General features: G+C 28.1%; 20 protein-coding genes. 19 read left to right on the top strand and 1 reads right to left on the bottom strand.

Annotated features, from left to right (window positions below; translation table 11 throughout):
* Window positions 1–255: 255 nt before the first annotated feature.
* The 19 genes from DAD81_RS13145 to DAD81_RS13045 all read left to right on the top strand — a co-directional run bounded on the left by DAD81_RS13145 (window position 256) and on the right by DAD81_RS13045 (window position 20,130).
* Window positions 256–1,038, top strand: a complete 783-nt coding sequence (locus DAD81_RS13145; protein WP_111708725.1) for a hypothetical protein — start codon at window positions 256–258, stop codon at window positions 1,036–1,038.
* A 108-nt stretch (window positions 1,039–1,146) separates the two neighbouring features.
* Window positions 1,147–1,665 carry a hypothetical protein gene (locus tag DAD81_RS13140; RefSeq protein ID WP_111708724.1) on the top strand — a complete coding sequence of 173 codons (519 nt, stop codon included), beginning with the start codon at window positions 1,147–1,149 and terminating at the stop codon, window positions 1,663–1,665.
* Window positions 1,666–2,482: 817 nt separating this feature from the next.
* The gene (locus tag DAD81_RS13130; protein ID WP_111708722.1) at window positions 2,483–3,730 is read left to right on the top strand and encodes a glycosyl hydrolase family 18 protein; all 1,248 of its coding nucleotides are present in this window, start codon (window positions 2,483–2,485) and stop codon (window positions 3,728–3,730) included.
* Window positions 3,731–3,875: 145 nt separating this feature from the next.
* Window positions 3,876–4,613 carry a VOC family protein gene (locus DAD81_RS13125; protein WP_157961131.1) on the top strand — a complete coding sequence of 246 codons (738 nt, stop codon included), beginning with the start codon at window positions 3,876–3,878 and terminating at the stop codon, window positions 4,611–4,613.
* Between the two features lie 128 nt (window positions 4,614–4,741).
* Window positions 4,742–5,113 carry a hypothetical protein gene (locus tag DAD81_RS13120; RefSeq protein WP_111708720.1) on the top strand — a complete coding sequence of 124 codons (372 nt, stop codon included), beginning with the start codon at window positions 4,742–4,744 and terminating at the stop codon, window positions 5,111–5,113.
* Between the two features lie 10 nt (window positions 5,114–5,123).
* Window positions 5,124–5,612, top strand: coding sequence for an AAA family ATPase (locus tag DAD81_RS13115; protein WP_111708719.1), 489 nt, complete (start codon window positions 5,124–5,126; stop codon window positions 5,610–5,612).
* A gap of 176 nt (window positions 5,613–5,788) precedes the next feature.
* Window positions 5,789–6,031, top strand: a complete 243-nt coding sequence (locus DAD81_RS13110; protein ID WP_111708718.1) for a redox-active disulfide protein 2 — start codon at window positions 5,789–5,791, stop codon at window positions 6,029–6,031.
* Window positions 6,032–6,038: 7 nt separating this feature from the next.
* On the top strand, window positions 6,039–6,503 hold the full coding sequence (locus tag DAD81_RS13105) for a hypothetical protein (protein WP_111708750.1): 465 nt from the start codon (window positions 6,039–6,041) through the stop codon (window positions 6,501–6,503).
* A gap of 143 nt (window positions 6,504–6,646) precedes the next feature.
* Complete coding sequence (locus tag DAD81_RS13100; RefSeq protein WP_111708717.1) at window positions 6,647–7,513, top strand: DUF2911 domain-containing protein; 867 nt, start codon at window positions 6,647–6,649, stop codon at window positions 7,511–7,513.
* Window positions 7,514–8,089: 576 nt separating this feature from the next.
* Complete coding sequence (locus DAD81_RS13090) at window positions 8,090–8,980, top strand: DMT family transporter (RefSeq protein WP_111708715.1); 891 nt, start codon at window positions 8,090–8,092, stop codon at window positions 8,978–8,980.
* 258 nt (window positions 8,981–9,238) lie between these two features.
* Window positions 9,239–10,891 (top strand): serine hydrolase domain-containing protein, encoded by a 1,653-nt coding sequence (locus tag DAD81_RS13085; RefSeq protein ID WP_111708714.1) that lies wholly within the window; start codon window positions 9,239–9,241, stop codon window positions 10,889–10,891.
* A gap of 170 nt (window positions 10,892–11,061) precedes the next feature.
* Entirely contained in the window at window positions 11,062–12,363 is a 1,302-nt protein-coding gene (locus DAD81_RS13080; RefSeq protein WP_157961130.1) for a hypothetical protein, read from the top strand.
* Between the two features lie 153 nt (window positions 12,364–12,516).
* Window positions 12,517–13,035, top strand: a complete 519-nt coding sequence (locus DAD81_RS13075; protein ID WP_245949264.1) for a GNAT family N-acetyltransferase — start codon at window positions 12,517–12,519, stop codon at window positions 13,033–13,035.
* Window positions 13,036–13,204: 169 nt separating this feature from the next.
* Window positions 13,205–13,897, top strand: coding sequence for a hypothetical protein (locus DAD81_RS13070; protein WP_111708712.1), 693 nt, complete (start codon window positions 13,205–13,207; stop codon window positions 13,895–13,897).
* A gap of 870 nt (window positions 13,898–14,767) precedes the next feature.
* Window positions 14,768–15,013, top strand: a complete 246-nt coding sequence (locus tag DAD81_RS13065; RefSeq protein ID WP_111708711.1) for a DUF6090 family protein — start codon at window positions 14,768–14,770, stop codon at window positions 15,011–15,013.
* A gap of 116 nt (window positions 15,014–15,129) precedes the next feature.
* Window positions 15,130–15,537, top strand: a complete 408-nt coding sequence (locus tag DAD81_RS13060) for a hypothetical protein (RefSeq protein WP_111708710.1) — start codon at window positions 15,130–15,132, stop codon at window positions 15,535–15,537.
* A gap of 133 nt (window positions 15,538–15,670) precedes the next feature.
* Window positions 15,671–17,062, top strand: coding sequence for a NosD domain-containing protein (locus tag DAD81_RS13055; RefSeq protein ID WP_218939706.1), 1,392 nt, complete (start codon window positions 15,671–15,673; stop codon window positions 17,060–17,062).
* A 462-nt stretch (window positions 17,063–17,524) separates the two neighbouring features.
* Window positions 17,525–18,634, top strand: a complete 1,110-nt coding sequence (locus tag DAD81_RS13050; protein ID WP_111708708.1) for an alpha/beta fold hydrolase — start codon at window positions 17,525–17,527, stop codon at window positions 18,632–18,634.
* Between the two features lie 242 nt (window positions 18,635–18,876).
* The gene (locus DAD81_RS13045; protein WP_111708707.1) at window positions 18,877–20,130 is read left to right on the top strand and encodes a hypothetical protein; all 1,254 of its coding nucleotides are present in this window, start codon (window positions 18,877–18,879) and stop codon (window positions 20,128–20,130) included.
* A gap of 180 nt (window positions 20,131–20,310) precedes the next feature.
* Here the strand turns inward: DAD81_RS13045 and DAD81_RS13040 are convergent, their stop codons facing one another.
* Complete coding sequence (locus DAD81_RS13040; RefSeq protein WP_157961129.1) at window positions 20,311–21,009, bottom strand: ThuA domain-containing protein; 699 nt, start codon at window positions 21,007–21,009, stop codon at window positions 20,311–20,313.
* Between the last annotated feature and the right edge of the window lie 50 nt (window positions 21,010–21,059).

Genomic DNA, 21,059 nt, shown 5'->3' with positions numbered 1-21,059 from the left:
TTAATTGAAAGTTTGCAAACAATTTTTCTTGATATTCTTTCTTGCCTTGCATACCATGAAAGTACAAAATTTAACCCTTTTTTACAACTTTTTGGCTATATTTACTCGTGTTTGTGCAACAGGCACAATGGGTGAAAAAAATGCTAAATCCAACAAAACAGAATGTTTCTAAAACATAAAAACTTAAATTTAAACATCGGAAAATTGCGTTTTCAAACTCGTAACTTATCATGCTCCAAACCGTTGCCACTAATTATGAAAAAGATTTTGCTATTAACGATAATTCTATTTTCAAGCGGAGCTTTTGCTTGTGATTGCGATCCTCCAAAGATTACAGAGAAATATATTGAGTCAGATTTTGTTGCAAACATAACAATAGTGAAAATTTATCCAAATAAAGAAAATGAACTTGGATATAAAGCTGATATAAAAATTAACGAATTATATAAAGGAAATGTACTAAAATCAATTTATATTTACGGGAGAAGTGATAATGGATTTGGAACTTCGTGTGATATTTTTATTCCTGTAAAAACAAAATTAATAGCATATGCCAGAAAAAACAAAGACGGAAATTATGGTATTGGAATGTGTTCAGGAATTATGTATCTAAATTATTCTCAATTTTTCAAAAAAAAGACTCTTAAAGGTAAAAGAGAATTAGAAAAAGAAAATAGAGAACTTGAAATACTGAATACATTAAAAAGTAAAAACATTCAATACGTTAACAAAATTAGATATCAAGAAAAATCAAATCTATACAAGGATTTGGAAAATTTTAAAGGTGTAAAACTTAATAAAAGATTTGGTCTATATGAGATAAATTTTTCCAATAATTTTAACATAAAAAGTATAAGTACAGTAAGCGGATTTGAAAATGAGATTGACAATAAGTTGATAAGTATTTTAAGTAAAACAAAATGGACAAGCTATGAAAGCGGTAAAGAAATTATAATTCCGCACGAAACTAAATTACTGATTGGAATATATTATTATGGAAATGGAAATCAGAGTTTTCTGACACAACAATATCTATAAAAAATAACTAGTGGCAAAAATGAATATTATTTACTAAATTGGTTGCTTAAAATCGCTAAAAAAAAGCAACTTTTGATGCGTTAGAACCTTGAATGCAGCATTCTTAATATGATTGAGTTTTTGATAGAAGTAAGAGAAAATTTATTGTTTATATATTTATCAATATTTTTCATTGGGTTACTTGGAATAGCTTTCTTATTTCATTCAAAACCAAAGAACAATACGTTGTTTGGAATAGCATTTATAATTTTTATGGTCTTTTTGATAATTGGATTGAATATGATAATAAGTACTACATTGAGAAATGAAATAATTGAAAAATCAGAATTTGCTCTTAAAAACGATTCAAGAATATTAATAAATGGAAAAGAAGAAAAAAACTTGAATAAGAAAGAACTTTTAACAGATTTATCAAATGTGAATAGTTTTTATTTTAATAATCATTCTCATCCAGAGACAAAATATTTAGTAAGTATAATTTCAAAAAATGACACATTAAATATCCAATTAGAAAGAGATTTTAATAACGCAGAAAAATATTGGGTGTTTTTACCTAAATATAATTATGAAATGGAATTAGACATAATGAAAACTGAAACATTGAATAAAATAAAAGGAATAGATTAACGCTTTACAACACCTCATATAATTTATTCTCACATTCGAACTATATAACAAACTAACAAGTGCTTTAACTATATTTGTATTAAAAGAAAAATAACAAGTGTTTAAGTCGCACTTAAACACATAAAATCTCGTTGTAAAAAGTAGATAGAAAAGAAAATAGATGAGAAATATTTAGATATAGTTCTAAAAGATGTTTCAAGAATGAGTCCTTTTAGCTTAAATAATATACTCGCTGAAAATCATTTGAATATAAATACAACTGAAGAGAAAAAATATTTTTTTTAAAGTAGTTGATTCTGTAAAATATATGGTAAAGAGTTAGGTTACTTCAAGGCTACAACAAAAGAAAATGATTGGTTTAAACTGACAGAGGAAGGAAGAAAAGCACAAAACTTTGGAGGTAATTTGAAATATAAAAAATCATTAAAACCAAAAACGCCTTAGCTGAAAATTATTCCGATAGTTATTGCTTTACTTTCATTTGTAACAATGTTTTATTTTGCTAATTTAAATTACGATTTAAAGAAAGATAATTCAATAATAGAAAAGGAAAATATTTTACTGATAAAAGGTTTCGATTCAATAAAAAAACAAAATGATGTCTTAATGAAACAAATTGATTCTATGAAAATTGAGAAACAAAAACAATTCGACAAAATGATTAAAATAACCTTTAACCAACAATAAGAATAATTTATCCTTACTTTTAAACTAAATAACAAACCGACAAACATTCAACTAACGATTTGCTACGGCAGAAAAATCTCCGATTTTCCAGACGCAACTAACCTTACAAAACCCGCTATACAAAATTTAGATGAAAAAATTAATAATCATACTTACTTCATCAATTCTTATAACAGGTTGTATTAATACGAGCAAAGATGAAAACTCAAAAGGTATATCAGACAAAAAAGAATTTATAAGTCAACGCCATTTACACGAAAATAAAATGAGCGATTTTAAATTCAAGAATGAGCAGGAATGGGATAGTTTAAATAATATTTCTCTTGAACAAGTACTTTACAAAAAAGGGAAAGTTCACCCTGACATCCGCACATTTGGCTGGCACATTTACTCTAACGGTTCTTCATGGAAAAATTACAATTTCCCTATGTTATGGGGGCTATCCTACTTTTCATACGCAATACAACCAGAAACTGGTAATTATAAAAGCATACATCAGTGGAAAACAACTGCCTTAATTGACAGTGCAAAAGTGAATGGTTGTAAAGTATTTCTTTCCGTTTCTAATTTTGGAAGTGATAATAATTCTATTTTTCTAAAAAACTCAAAGGCTCAGAAAACACTAATTGATAGTTTAACAAATTTGTTAGCTTTAAGAGATGCTAATGGTATAAATATTGATTTTGAAGGAGTATCAAAAAAAAATAAAAAGGATTTTACAAAATTTATTCTTGAAGTTTCAAAGAAGCTCAAACAAGTTAATCCAAAATATATGATTTCTCTTTGCCTCTATGCAGAAGATTGGAACAATATTTTTGATATTAAAACTATTGATTCACATGTAGATTTTTACACTTTAATGGGGTATGACTATTATGGAGGGTTTAGTAAAACTACTGGACCTGTATCGCCTCTTAAAAAAAGTATGAAATTTGGTAATGGTATAGAAGAATCCGTTAATGCTTATGAAAATAAAGGCGTTCATCTCAATAAATTAATTGTTGGCTTACCTTATTACGGAGCTGAATGGTACACCAAAAATTCTGAAATGGGAGCAATTGTTACAAGATTCAAATCTCATCCAACTTATAAGTCAATAAGGGAGTATTATATTGATTCTTTAAATATTCCACTACACTTTGACTCTAAAAGTTCTTCAAGTTATATTGTCATTAAAGATAGTGTTAAAGACTATCGACAATTGTTTTTTGAAGACGTGAAATCACTATCAATTAAATACGATTGGATAAAAAAGAACAAAATAAGTGGGGTTGGAATCTGGGCGCTAGGATATGATAATGGTTACCCTGAGCTATGGGATTTATTAACTGAAAAATTTTCAAAAAAACAAAATACAACTTTGTATAACAATAAATAAATGCTATTAAAACGGGCGTTTATTCAAACCGCTAACACACATTTGTATGAACAAACATAATCACATAATAATTTTAATTCTATTTATCGGACTCTTTTCTTGTAAAAACGAAAAAAAAAACGAATTCAAAACAAACCAAACGACTTTGAATATTTCATCCGATTTAGAGGTTGACCATTTCAATATTTGGGTTACAAATCCTAAAAAAGCAAAAGAACGATTAAACAACATTGGATTTACTTCTGTTCCCGACTCACTTTCGCAAGTTCATAAAGGACAAGGAACAGCAGGACGATATTTCAATTTTTTAAATGGTTATCTCGAACTAATTTTTGTTTATGGCCAAAACGAGTTGGAGGAAAATAATAAGAAAAATAACAAGTTAGATTTTATTGAAAGAGCCAACTTTCAAAAAAATGGAGCTTCCCCATTTAGCATTGCTTTAAAAGTAAATGACTATAACGTAGAAAAAATACCATTTAAAAAAATTCGTTACCATCAAGATTGGATGGAAGAAAACGCAAACATATATTCCGCAGAAAATTCAAAAACGCACCTTAAAGAACCTTCCATTTTTGTTGTCTATCCTAAAATTGAATCGGAAAGATTTGAAACATTATCTGCCTTAAAGAATATTCCAGAAGAATATGCACTTTGGAGAGAATTTTACAAGCATCCAAACGGAGCACAAAAGATAACTGATATTATAATTACTTCAAACGATTTAAATTTAAATACAGAAACAATTAAAGTAGTAAACGGAATTGAAAATGTAACAGTTAAAAATGGAAAAGAACATTTGATGGAGCTTTTTTTTGATAATAATATTCAGGGAAAATCATATGATTTACGACCTGAATTACCATTAATTGTACATTTATGACGAATAAAAACGTGTGCTAAAATTGTATATAAGTGATTAAAGTATAATCATAAAACAAAGGTTGGTGCAAAATTGCTACTACTAATACACTAAACCGCTTACAAAAAGCTCAACTAGAAATTTAAAATATGAACTTATTAGAAAAATATTCGGGAAATTATAAACTGTTTTTTTTAACAGTTATTATGCTTTTTTTCTTTTCAATAATTCAAGCTCAAACAAGAGATACATTTTTTTTATGGACAGATAAAGTACCTGGAGAAAAAGAAAAAAAACGTGCACCTGTACAAATAGATAATACAAAAGGTAACGTGGTTAGATTAACCAATATTACAAACCCTGCTTTAGTGGTTTATGAACCTATTAAACAAAATAATTCCGATGTCGGAATAATCATTTTCCCTAGTGGTGGGTATAATATACTGGCTATTGATTTAGAAGGTTATGAGATAGCTGAATGGCTTAATAAACTAGGATATACCGCTTTCGTTAAACATTAGAAAAAACAAAATGATACATTTAATAGTTGGAAATACAGGCTCTGGGAAAACAACATATTCATTAGAATTGAAAAGAAAAACTCAAGGAATTATTTTTTCAATTGACAAGTGGAACAAAACACTTTTTCTTGATGACAAAAAACCGACTGATGGACTAAAATGGTTTCTTGAAAGAATAGAACGATCTGAAAAAATAATTATGGATATAGTTAGTCAGCTCGAAAACTCAAAAACTGATTCTATTCTAGATTTAGGACTCTCAAAATTTGAACATCGTGAAAAATTTAGAAAATATGCAGATTTGAACGGTTACAAATTAAAAATACATTTTTTAGATATATCAAAAGAAACTAGGTTGAATAGAGTTATTAAAAGAAATACAGAAAAAGGAGAAACTTTTGAATTTGAAGTCTGCAAAGAAGATTTTAACTTTATGGAAAACTGGTTCGAAAAACCAAATAAAAAAGAAATGATTGAAGGTATAATCATTACGGAATAAAAATCGTTAGGCAGCAATTCCTAAAATTTATGCTTACTTTTAAACTAAATTTTAACGATAAACATTTAATTAACAATTAGCAACAATGGAAAAATCAGAGATTTTCTATTCCCTAAATTCTTATAAAATTCCACTGTAATAGGATTAAAAAAAATCTAATTTCAAAAATAAAAACTATGAAAGAAAATAAATTGAGTAAATTAAGCTTTGAAGAATTGAAGAAAAATGAAAAAAATCTTAAAATGATTCTTTTTGCATTTATTGGAGTTTTATGCTTCCTTATTGGAGTAATTATTTATTCAATTGTAAAAAAAGGAATTACAGCAATAATTATTATACCAATTACATTACTTCCTCTTTTAATTCTTTTTTATAATAACCTGAATGATATTAAATCTGAAATTGAATCAAGAAAATAATTACTCTATGAAAAGTACTAGACAAATATTCCATATTTTAAGTTATTTACAATATCCATTGTTAATACTTGCTATATATTTTTCAATTAAACCCTATTTTAATGGAATGGAGTATTTAATTGAAAATATTAGCATTCTATTTGAAAACTATAATTATTTATTCATTTTTTTTGGATTAGCAATTAGCTTTTCAACACTTCAAGACACTTCAAAAACATCGCTCAAATTCGAAAAGAAAATATGGGAAAACCCGAAAAAAGGAAAAATAATAATTATTATGATTTCAATGACAACCTTTTTGATATTATCTTTCGGAATTTTCGGTTATTTTATTACAAAAAACGAGAATATTAATGAGTTATCTTTTGGAGCTATAGTTTTAGGAATTGGTCTTATAGGATTTTTAAAAACTGCAGTTGAAACATTTGATAATCATAGAAATGATAAAAATACTCCCAGCAACAACTTATAAAGTTTATGCTTACATTTAAACTAAATTACAAATCGACAAACATTCTAACAAACCGATTTGCTACAACCGTAAAATCTCAGATTTTCCAGTCGCGCAAATCATATAAAAACTCGTTGTGCGTAATTAAAAACCAATCTTTATAAATGAAAAATTTTATAATAAGTTTAAGCCTAGTATTAATAAGTTTTCAAATTAACGGACAGGAAACAGATTTCAACTACCCTTCATTTAGCCCTAAAGGGAATATTTCTCAAACTGTAGGGAACACTCTGATAGAAGTTGAATACGAAAGACCATCTGTTCGAAAAAGGAAAATTTTTGGTGAATTAGTTCCGTGGAATAAAGTATGGCGGACTGGAGCTGGAAATTGTACTAAAATCAAATTTGACAAAGATGTTAAAATTGAAGGTCAGAAAGTACCAGCTGGAAATTACTCAATATTCACCATACCAAACCTAGAGGAATGGATTGTAATTATTAATAAGGATACTTCACTATATGGAAGCTACAACTATGATTTCAAAAATGACATTGCACGCTTCGTAGTAATTCCATCAGAATCAAGCCGTTTCTACGAGACATTAAATTTCGATATTGAATTAAACCAACATAATGCAAGAATGTATATTTCTTGGGCTAATATTCAAATTAATTTTGATATTGAAACATCAACTAACGAAAACATTGAAAAACTAATTAGGGAGGAATTAATAAGTGGAAAAAACAAAGTATCGGACAATTACGCCGGTGCTTCTGGTTATTTAGCTTATCGAGGAATTGATTTAGCAAATGCATTAAAATTAGCGGACAAAGCCAAAGAACTTGACCAAAACAATGAATGGATTTACGGAATAAAAATTGAAATATATGAAAGCCTAAAACTTTACGATAATGCAATTAAAGAAATTAATCAATTATTAATTATACTAAAAAGAAACCAAGAAGACCGAAGTACTGAAATTCAAAAAATGGAATCTGAATATGAAAGAATAAATAAATTGAAGAAATAACTACACAAAAAAAAGTACTGTGGCAAAAAAAAGTAGAAGCCACCTAAATTTTCAATTAACTTATCCACTAATCACCTATTAGTAAATTAACTTTTTTATTTAAATTTGAATTACTACTATAAAATTGCTAAAATATTAGTATTTAATAATTGTTATCCCTAATTAATTTTGGGATATCCGAAGATATTATAGATAGTTGTACTGCATTTAAGAATGAATAAAACACCTAACAAAAACCATTTAGAATTTAAATTAATTGAGGATAGCTTTAAAAGTGGAATGGATATTTTTGCAATCTCTTTAGTTCTTCAAATTACTTGTTTTTTTCTAATTAAAAACTTTTATTTCCCAATGGCACAATTATCATACAAAATTGTTAAGCGCAACTATCATAACTTACTAACTTAAAATTTAAAATATGATATTTTTAAACTTTAGTTTCTAAAAAATATATTTAGAAAATAAAGTATTCATTTTTCCTATTAAGTTGAGGCCATTGTAAAATTTGTACTTTTTTAATTTACACATATATTGTACTCTTTTATTTTATATGTTTGACTAAAAATAAGGTATATAATGAAAAATCAAAAAATGGCATATTTTTATGCAATTTGTGCCGTCCTAATTTGGTCTACTGTTGCTTCTGCCTTTAAATTAACTTTACAATATTTAGATTTTTTACAACTGTTATTAATTTCTGCTTTTGTTTCAACCATAACTCTTATGGTTATATTAATTACTCAGAATAAAATGAAAAGCTTAATGAAATATTCTTTAAAAGAGTACCTACATTCTGCTCTTTTAGGATTTTTAAATCCTTTTTTATATTATATATTATTATTTAAGGCCTACTCCCTCTTACCCGCACAAGAAGCACAACCTTTAAATTATACTTGGCCTATAATGTTAATATTACTATCAATACCCATACTTAATCAAAAAGTTAACATAAAAAGTATTGTAGCAATTATTGTTAGTTTTTTTGGAGTTTTAATAATATCTACTCAAGGAGATATTTTGGGTTTCAGTTTTACAAATTTATTTGGTGCTTTTTTAGCTTTAAGTACGGCTGTAATTTGGGCTTTCTTTTGGATATATAATACAAAAGATAAAAGAGATGAAACCACAAAACTATTCCTGAATTTTGCTTTTGGACTTATTTATATTTTTATTGCAACATTATCGTATTCTAAACTTATAATCCCAGATTTAAAAGGATTGCTTGGAGCAAGTTACATTGGTGTTTTTGAAATGGGAATTACTTTTGTTTTATGGTCTAAAGCTCTTCAGTTATCTGTAACAACTGCAAAAGTGAGCAAATTCATATATTTGGTTCCATTTCTTTCTTTAGTTATTGTTTTCTTTGTTTTAGGAGAAAAAATTTTAATTTCAACAATTGTAGGTTTAGTTTTTATTCTGATTGGAATAATATTAGAACAGGTAAAAAAAATTGAAAAAAAATACTAAACTGTATATAACTTAAGTAATATCTAGTTTAAAACTAATTCTAGCAAATTTTCTATTCGGTTTTAATTTGTTAAATTAGTTGCTTAACCATTCAACAAACCATATAAAACTCTTTTGCAATAATTTGAAACAAACTATGTAACAAGGATTAAAACAGGAATACTAATTATAATATACATAAACACGTTAGCCGTAATAAAAACTTACTCAACTGTAACAATCCAAAAATAATATAGTCTTTTAAAGAAAACCAGCAATATGAATAAAACCGCGTTTATTTTCACCTTAATATCATTTTGTTTACTAACCAACTTTGTAAATTCCCAAAATTTAGATGCTGAAATTGACAAATTATATAAAGTTAATAATAACGAACCCGGGTTTTCTGTTGCAGTATTTAAAGGAGATAAAATCATTGTTGAAAAACAATATGGAAATGCTAACCTTGATTACAGTATTCCTATAACAAGTGAAACAGTTTTCGACATTGGCTCAATAGCAAAACAATTTACATCTGCAGCTATTTTATTATTAGAAGAAGAAGGAAAACTATCTATTAAAGATCCTGCATACAAATACATTGAAAACTTGCCTCGCTATAAAAAAGGAAACCCAACCATTGAGCATTTATTAAACCAAACAAGTGGTATAAAAGAGATTGATCCTTATCTTGAAGTGTGCGATATTCATTGGAGAGATTATATAAGACATTCAATGCTCGTTAATATTATTACAAATATTGAAGAACTTAACTTTACACCAGGTGACTATTTTTACTACTCCAATGCAAATTATATTTTATTGGCTTCAATAGTTGAAAAGGCATCTGGAATGTCGTTTGAAAACTACTTGCAAGACCATATTTTCAAGCCACTTAATATGCAACATACTATTTTAAATATAGACGTTTACAGAACAATTCCAAATAGGGCTATTGGTTATACAGAAGACGAATGTGAGTTTTATAAAACACATCAATACGGATTGTATTTTGCTGGTGATGGACAAATAATAACAAATCCTGAAGATATGTTTCAATGGCATCAGAATATTAAAAATTCAACCATAGGAACACCTAAAATTTGGAAGAAAATGTTTACAAAAGCCAAGCTGAATGATGGAACTATCATCAATTTTGGTTTAGGTGTAGAATTTGAAACACACAACGGTTACAAAGCAATGGGATTTGACGGTATGATTAGTAGCGGTTTTGTATCAAAATACCTTTATTTCCCAGAATTAGACCTTGCCTTTTTCACAACCCAAAATACCTTTAATTGGGATTTTAAAGACCGTTTTTTTAAGCTGATTGATTTATATATTACTCCAAATAAAGAAACTGAAATAAAACCATCTAATAATAAACAAATAAAACTAACAAGCAAAGAATTAAAAAAATACGAAGGTTCTTATTTATACTATTACAATGATGTGGATCGAAAAATTAACAATATAAAGCTAATAGACGATCAGCTACAAGTTTTCACTTTAGATGGTGATAAAATTGCAAAATTAATTCCACTAGGAAATAATAAATTTTTATTTGGAGAAGATGGCAATGCCATTATTAAATTCAATTTTAGCGAAAACGAAAAACAATTCACCTACAATGAATTTGAAAATGAAAAACCTTGGTTATTTAAAACGTTTCATCCTTACGAACATTCAGAAAAAGAATTAAAGGAATATGAAGGACAATACTTTAATAAAGAGTTTCAAATTAGTAAAAAAATTCAATTAGAAAATGGAAAACTTAATTACTATTACAGAAATGGTGCTTGGAAAAAAGAAATGAATTCCCTCTCAAAAGATTTGCTTGAAATATCCATAAGTCCAATTGAATTTATTAGAAATAACAATAATGAAATTAAAGGATTTAAAATTATGGGATTATTATTTAAAAAAACATAACTCCTAAGGTTAATATTCTGCGCGATAAATTGTTGCCTCTCGCCTATTCACAAGAATATTAATGAATTTTCTATTCGGTTTTTATTTGCTAAATTAGATGCTTAAACACGCCATAAATCTTATAAAATTCCGTTAGTATTAATTAAAGTGAAAAAAGAAAATAATTGAATATGAGAAGTGTAATAATGATCATAGTTTTGTCTATTTTATCAATGTTCCAAATGAATGTTTTTGGACAAATACCACCTCAATGGAATAGATTAAATTTAGAAAAAACAGAAGACAGTTTAACTTTAAAAATTAACAACCTGACAAATAATGCATTAAAATTTGTACTTCATAATGAGATAAATACCCTAAAAAAAGATTCTCTTGGTTTATACGAATTTAATGGAATTAATGAACATTCTATTCGACCACCAGCTCAAACAGTTTTAGCGCTAGGAATTGCATTATCTTTAGATATTTATGATGAGGAAATTGTAGGAATATCGAATTCTGAAGCAAAAGAAATACAAAAAAAATTAATTAAATCACTTTTAAAAAAACATAAAGCCAATGGAGGAAATTGGGGGAATTGTTGGCAATGCGCACATTGGGCATTTTATAGTGGCTTTGGAGCTTGGATATCTATAGATCTATTGGATAAAGAGACACAATTACAATTAAATAAAATGATCATTATGGAAGCTGATAATTTCAATAAAGAACCTCCGTATTGTAACAATTGTACCAATGATACAAAAGCTGAAGAAAATGCCTGGAATGCCAATATTTTATCCTTAGCATTAGCTACAATGCCAAAACATGAGAATACCAAATGGTGGAAAGATAGAGCAAGCCAGTGGATGCTTTCTGCATATGCTCGCAAATCTGATTTAGAAAGAAAAACTATTATTGATGGAAAACCAATAAATAATTGGATAACGGGATGGAACATGCATGAAGATGGATATGTTTATAATCACAATCGCATACATCCGGACTACACTGCTGCAGCAAATATAAATTTATGGAATCCATTAGTTTTTGCTTTATCCAAACAAAAAGGCTTACAGGCAGCATTTTGGAATATGGACTATATCTACAAACAACTTGTAGAATTTGAATGGAAAAGCCCAACTTATGATGCCCCTGGAGGAACAATTTACCGTAAAGATGCAAACAAACTTTATGCTACAGTTTATTATCCTAATGGCACTGATTGGTCAGTTAACCTTGTAGATAATTTTTTCATGTTTGATATTCAATGTTCAATAATGGGGTTAGACAACTTAACGGAAACATCAGCATATGAATGGGCCAATACACGTGCAGACTATATGTTATGGATGCAATCTCGCTCTACAACTGGCCAATTATATACTAAAAGTGATAACTTAAATTTCCCTCCTAAAGAAAGTAAAGCAGCATCAATGTTTGCCCTTGCTAGACTTACTATTATGCTAAAAAATGAAATAGAAATAAACTAAAGTTAACACCAGAAATAATTAATTGCCACACTACCATTAACTTCAAAACTTTATTTCTAATTCACAGTATAGCAAGTTAAAAAACCCAAGGTAAGCGAATTAAAAATATTAATTTTACAGATTTCTAGTAAAAAATAATGAATGATTAAACCAATGATTAAAATAGTAAAAGCAAATATTGAAGATTCTGAATTAATTGCTGAAATTGGAAAAAAATCATTTTTAGAATCTCACGGAAACAGCGCATCTACCGAAGATATTAATAGTTTTATTTCTAAAACGTACAATAAAGAAAATATATCTAAAGAGTTTAAAAACACGAAAATTAAATACCATATTATCCATTTCAATGATAAAGTTGCTGGATTCTCTAAAATTGAATTGAGCACTTCTAACAAAGATATAAATGAGTTAAACGTAACTAAACTTGACAGACTATATCTTTTAAAAGAATTTTATGGACAAAGATTAGGTTCATCTCTATTTGATTTTAATATTCAATTGTCAAAAAAGCAAAATCAGAAAGGAATTTGGCTGGCAGTTTGGGTAGAAAATAAAAGAGCTATAAATTTTTACACAAAATTAGGATTTAAGATTGCAGGAAAATATAACTTCAAAATATCGGAAACGCGATCAAATCCAAATCACATAATGTATCTTAAATACGAATAACATGCCCCACCATGTATAAAATTTATGCTAAATAACAATCCTACGAACACTCTAAAAAACTAATTTTCTATGTCCTAAAACCTTCAAATTTCTTAGTTTCATACTTCATATAAAAACTCTTTGGCAACAAGCTGAAAGAAAATTCGTTAATAGTATAAAGACTTTAACTATGAAAAATTTATTGAGACTTCTAATTCTATGTATCGGAATTTTTATTTTTTCAGGATGTGAAATTGATCATAATGAAGAAATAGATCCATACTATAGATTTAATAATGAAGACAAAACACTATTAATTAAATACAATTATACTCCTAATCAAATAATTACTTATGAAAATCAGTTTAATGAAAAACTTAATTTTAGAGTAATTTCTAATATTACTGAAAAAAGAGGTTCTTATTCAAATGGTACTTTTTCTGGGGGTGGTGGAATATTAGGAAATTATTACGATAGTAAAATAGTTAGACTGGAAATTATGGAGAACCAAGGTAACTCTTCAAGTTCTGGAGATTATTCAAAAGTTAACTATGTGTTTTCCAAAAACAATAACGAATTTGTTAATGGATTGAATTTTCCAATGTGGAATATCACTCTATTTTATAGCATTAATGAATTACAAGATAATGTTAATGTTTTTTTGTCAGACTTTAATGAAATTCAAAAAACACAAATTAGCATCAACAACCATTTATTTAAAGAAGTAGTTGTTATTGATTCTGAAAGTAATGAAAGTCAAAATAATTTTTCTTTTGGCCCTCTTCTTCAAAACGTAAACAAAATTTTTTATGATTATGAATTTGGAATTGTTCAATTCAATGACATTGATGGAAATGAATGGAAAGTAATTTATCCCGAATAAAGGTTGTATAATTTTAAACATTACGTATAAAAAAGACAGAGTAACTATACGTTACAATTAACCATATAAATTAAAAATTTTAGCCAAACTTAGTGCTGGTAAATATGATAAAAGTTAATTAGGAAAACTGCTATCCGGAGTAGGCATTTGCTCAAGAAGTACACCGAGACATACCATATCTCTAGGTTTAAGCTTTGCTGCTTTATCACCAGGAACAGTTACCTCAACAATAATACGCCGAGTTTTTGCACAAGAGAATTCAAACACTTTTGAACATACTCATCAATCGTATTGTCGTAAAGAACGTCATTCGTCTTAGAATCCTTCAATTTGAATTCAATTTTATCACCCAATTCAGGTTCGGCACAAAAAGATATTCTATAATCCTGCCCTCCATAAATAACCATATTAAGCTCGGAAGTTTGTCCTTTGTAAAAAAGTGCACTTTTCGATTGACCATTGTATTTAAAGTTATTGTTTTCTAGCGTGAGACAATTTTCACGGTGATAGTTGTGACAAGGACAAACGTAACAACTTTACTCAACAATTTATTGTACTAGTCCACTCATAGTAAACTTCTTAGTCGTTCCTCTTTTTCATAGAAATACTAATGCTGAAACCTCAAGGTAATCAAGTAATTCCTTCTTGGAATGTTATAGTTTCATGGTTCCCTAAAAAATAGAATAAGAGATGTAACTTTAAGTTTTTAAATAATTAAAAAATACAATCTATTCTATACGAAGATAACAAAAACCTATCTTTATAAAATCTCACATTCAAAAATTTATAATTATTATGATTAAAAAGTCAACTTCAAACAACTCCTAAAATTTATTTTTAAATTTAGATTAAATAACAAACTACTAACCAATGATAAAATTCTTTAGAAAAATTCGTTATAAAAACCTAACTGAAAGTAAGTTTGGAAAATACTTGCTTTATGCAATAGGAGAAATTATACTCGTGGTTATTGGAATTTTAATAGCACTTTCAATCAATAATTGGAATAAAAACGGAAATAACCAAAAATTAGTTTCCATTTATAAATCTGAGCTACTAAATGATTTAGAGTTAGACGTTTACCATTTCGAATATCATTTATCTCTGGCTCAGTAGAAAACAAAAGTATTGACAGTCTTAGAACAATTATTCAAAAACCAAATTATAATATTAACTCTTTAAATAACCTCATAAAAAAAGGAATAACTTTTATTAGAAAAGAACCTTACATTATGGTAGCGTCTACAGAATACCCTATTGTTAGCAACAATACCTTCTTAACAATGCAAAATTCCGGTCAAATTACTTTACTCGATAACAAATTACAAGAAGAATTAATTAGTTTTTATGGATATACTAAAAAGTATTCCTTTATGATAAACGAAATTATAAACAACAAAAATGAATTATATTTTGATTTCATAAAATCTATTCCTTATAAACAATCAGAAATTAACGTAGTTAACTCTAAAATATATGACCAAATTTGGAATAATGTTGACTGGAATAGTGTTCAAATTCAATTTATTACTTTATTAAATACCTATTATGAGCTAAATTTAAAAACAAAATTTTTTAACGATATGCGACTTTATAAAACTAACATAATGATTGATCAGTTAAAATTGGATTTGAAATAGTAACGAAATCTAAACACCTCATAAAATATATTCTTAAATTTGAAATAATACAAACAACAAACACTCTAACAAATCTTATAAAAACTCATTGTAGGATATTCATAAAAATAGAATGTAACATAATTTTAAGCAAATGAATTTATATAAAATAAAAAAAAATGGTTTGATAGCCCTATTCCTTTCAGTTATGAGTATGAGTGCTATTGGGCAACAATTTAAGAAACAACAACCTTCAACATTAAAAGTAACAACTGAAAGGTTTGCAACAGTTGAGGCCTTAACAAATCACGGAAAATTCAGCTATCACCTTAATAATAAAGGAGATATTGATGTTTCAGAAGCGTTACAGACTATTTTAGATGAACTTTGCTCTTTAAAAGATGTCTCTGCAACTATTACCTTTTTACCTGGAGTATATTTTTTAGACGCCCCCATTGTAGTTAAAATGGCAAGCATAAAATTAGTAGGAAATGGGCATGGAGGTATTGATATTCATGGTGCAAATATTGAAAGCGGTACTATTTTTCGACTCGGAAAAAACTGTGCTCCCAATTGTATAACATTTGACTATGCAGGACGAAGTAAAGCTTTCCCTTCGGGTGAATCTCCATGGCACAATCAAAACCTAAAGGTAGAATTAGAAAACCTGTCTTTTGTTGGTTATAACAATACAGGAGTGAATACAGCAGATGGGTATAGCCGTTTTCGAGGGGATGAACCAAACTTTAGAGGATTACATTGGTATCCTGCAAAAGATAGATATAAAGAAGTTGAAACAGAAGGTCAGAAAGCCATAGTTTTACCAAAAGCACCCAAAGGAAAAGGCGTCTCGAAATGTGAACTTTTAAGAGTAACAGGATGCTATTTTACGGAGTTATATGTTGCTATAGATATTGCTAATTGTGATGTTAGTTATATTGATAAAAACTGGTTTGGACAGCTTACTTATGGAATACGACTGCATGGCAATGGTCAAGGAATGATGGTTAGCAACAATTTATTTGCAGATATGGAAACAGCGTTGGTGCTCGCAAAACCTATTTTTTCAACGTTTCATAATAATACTTTTGCCTATTTAAGCAAATGTTTTGAAATTGACAATATCGTAAATTCAACTATTACGGGTAATGCTATTTATAATTGGAAGATATCAACTGGAGCTGCAGCCTATGGCTCTTTTTGCTATGTAAAAAACTCAACAAACCTGAATATATCAGGAAACTCTATTACACAGTATATAGATAGTAGAAAAAGAACACGAACTATAGATACAGAACCAAATGGTCAATCTTTTATTCAGTTTAACAACGCAAAGCAGTTAATGTTTTCCAATAACATAATACATACACTTATTAGTCAAACGGTTGTTAGATTACACAATAGTAGTAGCTGTGTTATAGCAGATAACATTATAACATTTGGAGATGGTGGTAATGCGGTAGCTGAAACAGGAGATTGCAGCAATAATTTTTATCGGCCTATTAATCCAAAAAACTCAGCACCTTTTAATAAGTATAAATATTAAGTACTGTGGGGAAAAACAAGTAAATTCTTCTTTATTTTTGAAATAATAATATGAATAATAATTCTAAATTTATTATTCTTATTAATAAACTTTTTTTGTTACTATTTACTTAGCTTTACTAATGTAGATAACATAAATTTCTTCATAATTATCCATAAAAACTGAAATTTGGAATGAACAAAACTACTCACATTTTAAAAACTTAAAATCAAGATCTAGTGTTTCACAAATCTGAACGGAATATCTCACTCTTTTGTTTTTTCTATTTATTGTTTAAATTTTAAAAAATATAAACTTAATCCATGTGCATTTAATTAACTGGTTATAGACAACTTACAAAATTTATCACGAATTTTATATTCAACTTTTTTTTGCTAAATTAGGTACATAAAAAATGTAACTAATAATACACAATCAATTTAGCGGTAATAAGAAAAACAAGAAACTACTAATTAAGAGCACATGAAAATATTAAAAAAGATAAGAAAATGGCTTCTGATTTTTTTGGGAGCAATTGTTGGGATTATTTTAATTCTTTTATTAATAATCCAAATCAATAGTTCTGGAAATGAAGAGCCTTTTTTAGATGGGCAAGGTAATGTACTTCCAAATAGTATAGCTATGCATGAGAATATGACCTTAAATGGAGTTCCACAAAGGGTTACAATTAGAGGAAAAGACATGAATAACCCTATACTTTTAATGGTACATGGTGGACCAGGCGCTCCTATTTTACCTGTGTTTTATAAACTTTTGAATGTGGATTTAGAAGATTTATTTACGGTTTGTTATTGGGAGCAAAGAGGTTCTGGACTTGCCTATAATGATAGCATTCCAGATTCATCAATTACCTTAAACCAAATTGTAGATGACGGTTTGGAACTTTCAAATTACTTAAAAAAGACATTCAAAAAGGATAAAATTTATATTGAAGGAACATCTTGGGGTACTGCTGTAGGCGCATTAATGGTTCAGAAAAAACCTGAATTATTTCATGCCTTTATTGGTAGTGGTTTAATGGCTAATCAATCACTTTCTGGAAAATTGTCCTACAATTTTGTAATGACAGAAGCACAAAAAAGAAATGATACTGTTTCCATCAATCAATTAAAACAAATTGGTAAACCGCCTTATTCTAATAATTCAAGTAATGGAATAACTGAAGCCTTTGAAATAGAACGAACCATTGTACTTAAATATGCACCGCTAAAATTAGAAACCGATTTTAAATTTATTAAGAACATGTTTTTGAATAATGGATTAACGTTTAAGGAAAAATTTACTGATATGATAAACAATCCTGAATCCTATTATCCTGCTTCTAAAATTTTAGAATCTACAGCTATCAATATAAACCTAATACGCGATATTCCGGAATGGAAAGTACCCGTTTATATATTGCAAGGAGACAATGACCACTTTACAGAAACGTCTGTTGCAAAGGCATATTTTGATTCAATTGTTGCACCATCTAAAAAATGGTTTTTATTTAAAAATGGAACGCACGGAGTACAAATTGAATACCCAGAAAAATACCGTTCAATATATATTAATGAAATACTAAAAAACTAATTACAACCACCAACCCCATTTATTAATTGGTTGTAGACCACTTACAAAATACTAACAGATTTTATATTCGATTTTTATTTACTCAATTACATAATTAAACAATGTAATTAATAGTTCTTAAGTGCGTTTTTTCTAATTAAAAACTAATAACTAACTATAAAACCGCTATGAAACCGCTGTAACCGGTATATATTTCAACATTCAATTGCAACTCATTTAATAATCTATAAATACAATCGAATATGTCTCTAATAAATTACAATAAAGATATCAATCCTTTCTTTCCTTTTTTATGTATCCATCCTGAATTGATTAATGGTGAATTAGAAACGTATTTGCAATCAGATACTGAAAAAGTGTTGTTAACGGCACATATAAATATTTATCAGAACGAAGGTTTGATTGTACTGAGTAATAAGAGACTTATTATTTATCAAACAACGTCAAGAAGTGGTTTTTTTGAAAAATTTGTATTTGGATCAATTCCTGGTATAAGTGAACTAAATGAAATCAAAGACACGATTACTGGTGTAGGTAATAATTTTAAAATGGTATACGATATATTTAATAGGAAGGCCAAGAAAAGGAAGGAAGCCAATGCCAAACAAGAACTTCTATTTAAAATGGGAGAAACCTTGACGCTTCCGGAGGAGGAACTATTGCATTCTAAAAAATTTAAACAGCTTGTTAATAATTCTTGGAGCCTGCTTGATACGTATCCAACTCAAATAAAAATTAAAAAACAGCTACTTAAATTCCAAAAGAGATCTGATATTCCAATATTAAAAAAAAATTGGGATTATTATAATAATTTAGATGAACCGTTTGAATTTTATCATAAGAGTATAGATCGCATTATAGCTTCTTTATTTTTGCCAAATCGTAAATTATTTCAAATGTTGGGATGGGATATTTTTTACGAAGGGAAGGACTTGATTATTGCAAATTCAACCAATAAGAAAATGAACTCTGCTTCAAAAGAAATTTTTGAAGAAATAGAAAACAACCACTTATTTATGCCTCCTAATAATGATAGTGTATTTGTACAATTAAGCCCCGAAAATATTCCCAACATACAACCACCCGAATTTAGAGTCGCTATTGAGACGGGAATTTCCTTTATACTTAAAGCCCATTGGGTTAATAAAATAAAGAATGTATACTTAGATAAAAGAAGTTCTGAAAGCCTTGTAGTATTATCTTTTGAAATTTTACCCGATTCAGATGATATGGATGACCGTCTCTGGGTAATTGGAGGTGGCCTGCCATTATCAGTTTTTGCAGCGTCAGAGATTCCAACTTCCACTGAAGCCCTAAGATTTTATGCGCAGGAAGCTAAAAAATGGATAGCTAATTTAAGAGAGCAAGACAACTTAGAGAAGGTTATTTACTTTAATGTTGATAAGACTAAAGAATCAGCCCAAACCTTTGAAGAACTAATAAACATTTTGAATAATGAAACAATACCAGAGTGGGAAACAATAGCTCTTAGCTAAATAAAATTGAAATCAGTAAAAACGCCGTTCAACAAATCATTTAAAAAATTGTAATTAGCTGATTTTATAGTTGTAAAAGCAAATCTAAATTTTGACATTAGAGCTGCACAATTTTAACCAAAAGTTGGTTTCAATTTAAACGAATGAATACATTATTTTTCCCTGGTAAACATTATTAAATCAGTTCACTTTTTGCTCAAGATATACACCTGTTGCAACATAATTTAACGAGTTGGTAATCAACCTTCTATAATGTTTATTTTTATAAGCTTTTTTTGTATATCCAGGCATTACATAAACTACCTTCGAATTGTCATATTTGTGTGTCCAAGCAATTGTTTCTGAAATACCAGCATGATTTGTACCCAGCAAAGCATGTACGTTTGGTTCAATGTAAATATTCCCATAAAAAGCATCTGTCATTCTAAAATTTTTCAATCCTTTTGTTACTGGATGATTTACATCCTTTACTTCAATATCAAGTGTAAGATCTGTAAAATAAGTAGAGTGTAAACTTTTATCTTCTGTATAATTCTTCAAAAACCACTTACCTCCTACTAATTTATGATATTCATCCCATTCTGGTTGCGACGACAATGTAAAATGTAAAAATACCATTCCAACACCTAGTTTTGCCAGATCCATATATTGTTTTCTATTCCAATCATACGATGTATAATGCTTATTTTGATTTAAAAATAAAATAGCATCATACTTCTTACTAATTTCAGCAGCCTTCATTCTTTCCATATGGGAAGTAAGAACTAGATCTGCCTTAATACCTTCCAAGCTTAAACACATTTCCTCAAATTCTGGAGTATCATATGGATGTCCTCCACGAACTACCAACACTGATAAATCTTCTTGTTCCCTGGACATACAGGAAGTTAATAATACCATTATAAAGGTCAATAGCAAAAAATAAATTA

It is taken from the genome of Lutibacter citreus, from assembly GCF_003260195.1.
Classification (GTDB): Bacteria; Bacteroidota; Bacteroidia; order Flavobacteriales; family Flavobacteriaceae; genus Lutibacter; species Lutibacter citreus.
Note: the sequence above shows the minus strand (reverse complement) of the source record. Positions and strands in the feature narration are given on the sequence as shown.